This window comes from uncultured Hymenobacter sp. (assembly GCF_964242765.1).
Taxonomy (GTDB): domain Bacteria; phylum Bacteroidota; class Bacteroidia; order Cytophagales; family Hymenobacteraceae; genus Hymenobacter.
Genome location: NZ_CAXTBM010000018.1, coordinates 1 through 2,849 on the forward strand (window position 1 = coordinate 1; position 2,849 = coordinate 2,849).

The window sequence follows — 2,849 nt, forward strand, 5'->3', positions numbered from 1 at the left end:
CCAATTCTCCAGGAAATCAGCCAGCACGGCGGCATCAATGAGGTGCTGTTTACCAACGAGCATTTCCGCTCGGGCGTGTACGTCTACAAAGGCTCCCTCACCAACGCCACCATCGCCAAGCGCTTCAACATGCGCTACAAGGAACTGAGCTTGATGATTGCCGTGCGGAACTAAAGGAGCTGATTTCCAGGGAAAAGCAAGCGTATAAGCTCGGTTTTGCAGTGTTTACTGCGTTAACTTTTATAATCCCTATAAACTGAAAACGGCCTACCATCTGGTAGGCCGTTTTTCGGTAGCAGCAACGCAGTTTAGCGTTTCCGGCGGCTGTCCCGTAGCTTCTTGAGGCCGTAGGCCACACCGCTGGCTAGCAGCAAGGATGCACCCCCATCGATGGGCACGGCAGTAGGGGTGGGGCCGCCCGAGCCAGGCCCTTGGGCCAAAGCAGAGGCGGCGGTAAGTAGTACGCACAACGCTGTTCCGCACAGGGCGCTTACGAGGGTGTCTTTTTTCATGGGAGGGATACGTAAGAAAATATCATGGGAAAGGCAGTGGTAACCCAGGCCCGATGGCCTGGGTTACTGGGCTGCTGGGTACTTACTCCACTACTACACGCTTAACCACTTGGGTTTTGCCGGACAGCAAGTGCAGCGAATACACACCGCGCGCCATGCCCGACACATCGAATTGGGTGCTGGCGCCGGCGGCCGTAACCGTCAGGGTGCGTTGCGCTACCGCTTGGCCAAGCTGGTTGTAGAGCGTTGCCTTGACGGGCGTGCGACCTAATTCAGCGGGCAGCACTAGGGTGAAGCTGCCGTGCGCGGGGTTTGGAAACAGCTGCACTTGCTTGGCCAACACGGCGGCGTTGGAGGCCAGCGGCGCGGAGGGGCCAAAGTACAAGGTGAAGCGACCGGGCAGCGCCTTGGTGGCTGCCGTGAAGCTGTACACCGGCTGTTGTGCCAAGTCGATGCGGGCACCGGTCTGGGTGTCGAGCAGGAACACCTGCATGTTGCTCCCGAAGTTGGCTAGCGTGGCCGCATTCAGCGTGTAAGTGCCGGTGGCGGGTACGTGCACGTTCAGCGCTACCGTTGCGGTTGCCGTTGGGTTGGCCAACGGAGTCAGGCCATTCACTGATAGCTCGTCGCCCACAATCATGCTGCTCACGCTCATGCCCGAAGAGCTAGGCAGCTTATATGCGTCGTAACGCGCATCAAAGCTGTTGGTAGCGCCTTGCTCGAAGTACACGTACATTTCGTCGGCCAGCATGAACGAGGTGCCTTGCAGGCGCAGGTTCACCAGCGGCCGAGTGTCGGCGGTGGTGCGGTTGAAGCTGGGCTCGGCCGAGAAGGTCGTGACGCGAGAGGCGTTGTTGAGGGTCAGGCTACCCGTGGATTGTCCGGCGCTCACTCGGGCAAAAAAGCCCTGCATAGCCGATACCAGCGGGTTACCAATGCCATTCACGTAGCTGCGGTACTGCCCCTCGTACTGCCCAGTGCTTTGGAACACGTAGATAGCATCGTCCACGTTGGTGCGCGTGACGCCCGTTAGCTGGCTGAAGTCTAGTGGCGACGGGTAAGGATTGCCCAGTAACTGCCAGCCACTCTGCGGCTGCGAATCCCGGGTCAGGTTGCTGCGCGTGACGGAGCCGTTGTTGAGCGTACCCGTCAAATCCACCACCGCGCTGGCGGGGATATTGACGGCATAGCCCCCTAGCACGGCCATGGGGTCGCTGGCCTGGGGCACCAAGAAGCCCTGATCGAACGCCGCCATCGAATTAGTGGTATTGGTTACCCGGGTTTGGTCGTAGCCGAACACGTTCGGGAACGGCAGCACGCTGTTCGGATCGGCGGCCGTGTTGTAGTCCTGGTTGAAAACCGGACTGAATCCCCGAGTATTGTTGCCTAAGTCACCAACGGTGGTATTGCTAACTGGAGAGCTATAGTGGCGGTAGCCAAAGCCTGGGTTCAGGGACCGGTCAATGGACCGCTGCATAGTGGCCGGGCCGTTCACGGCGCCATTGGTGTTCACCACCAAGGCCGTACCCAGAATCGGCGACGAAGTCAGCGTCAGCATCTGGCTTGGGCTGGTGTTCAGGTTGCCGTTCGTTAACACCAGTCGCTGGGAAATGCCTACGCCCCCGTTGTTGAGCGTGACGCCGGCGCTGTTGTTAACGGTTAGGTTGCTGACTTGCACTGGCAGCCCCGTGCCGGTGGTTTGGGCCCCCGAGCCATTGTACTCGTAGTTAGCCTCCGGCGAAAACGTACGGGTGCCGCTAAGCTGAATAGCTCCGGTAGCCCCCGTAGCGGCAATGCCGTCGGCGTCGCAGATGCGCAGGGTGGCGCCGGCCTCCAGCACAAAGCTGCCCGGCCCGGTGATGGGCTGGCAACTAGTAGCGAGTACGCCCCGCGTGCTCAGCACGCCGCCCGTGCGCACTGTTAGCGTACCGTTCACCTGCACCGGACCGTTGAATAAGGCCACGCCCGTGCTGGTAACGGTGATGTTGTTATAGGTGCCGGCATCTACGCCCATAGGCGAGTTCACCGTCAGGTTAGGAATCACGACGGTGTTGGTTGGGCCGCTGGCCGAGCCAGTACCACTCCACGGCGTCTGCACGTAGGGGAAGGCGGAACGGAGGGTGGTGTCGTTGGCTTCTACGCCCGTAGTAAAGCCCAGCACACCAGCCAGAATCGGCGTCACTGGCGAGGCACTGGTAGGCGTGAAGTCGTCGTACCACAACCCGATGGCCGCTAATACCACGCCGCCCACTGCTTTCAGCTCGATCTGGTCCACAGCATCTTCCAAGCGTCGGCCGTTGGGAAAGCCGTCCATGTTGGGGATGAACTGCAAGCTGG

General features: G+C 60.2%; 2 protein-coding genes. Both read right to left on the reverse strand.

Annotation, left to right across the window (positions count from 1 at the left end; translation table 11 throughout):
- Positions 1-308: 308 nt before the first annotated feature.
- Complete coding sequence (locus tag ACFE7X_RS09615; RefSeq protein WP_375435463.1) at positions 309-512, reverse strand: PID-CTERM protein-sorting domain-containing protein; 204 nt, start codon at positions 510-512, stop codon at positions 309-311.
- Between the two features lie 82 nt (positions 513-594).
- On the reverse strand, positions 595-2,849 hold a 2,255-nt coding region (locus ACFE7X_RS09620; protein ID WP_375435464.1), incomplete at its 5' end, for a DUF4331 family protein.

Excerpts from the sequence above, each read along its gene's own strand:
- ACFE7X_RS09615 (WP_375435463.1), bottom strand. The coding sequence starts at position 512 with ATGAAAAAAGACACCCTCGTAAGCGCCCTGTGCGGAACAGCGTTGTGC.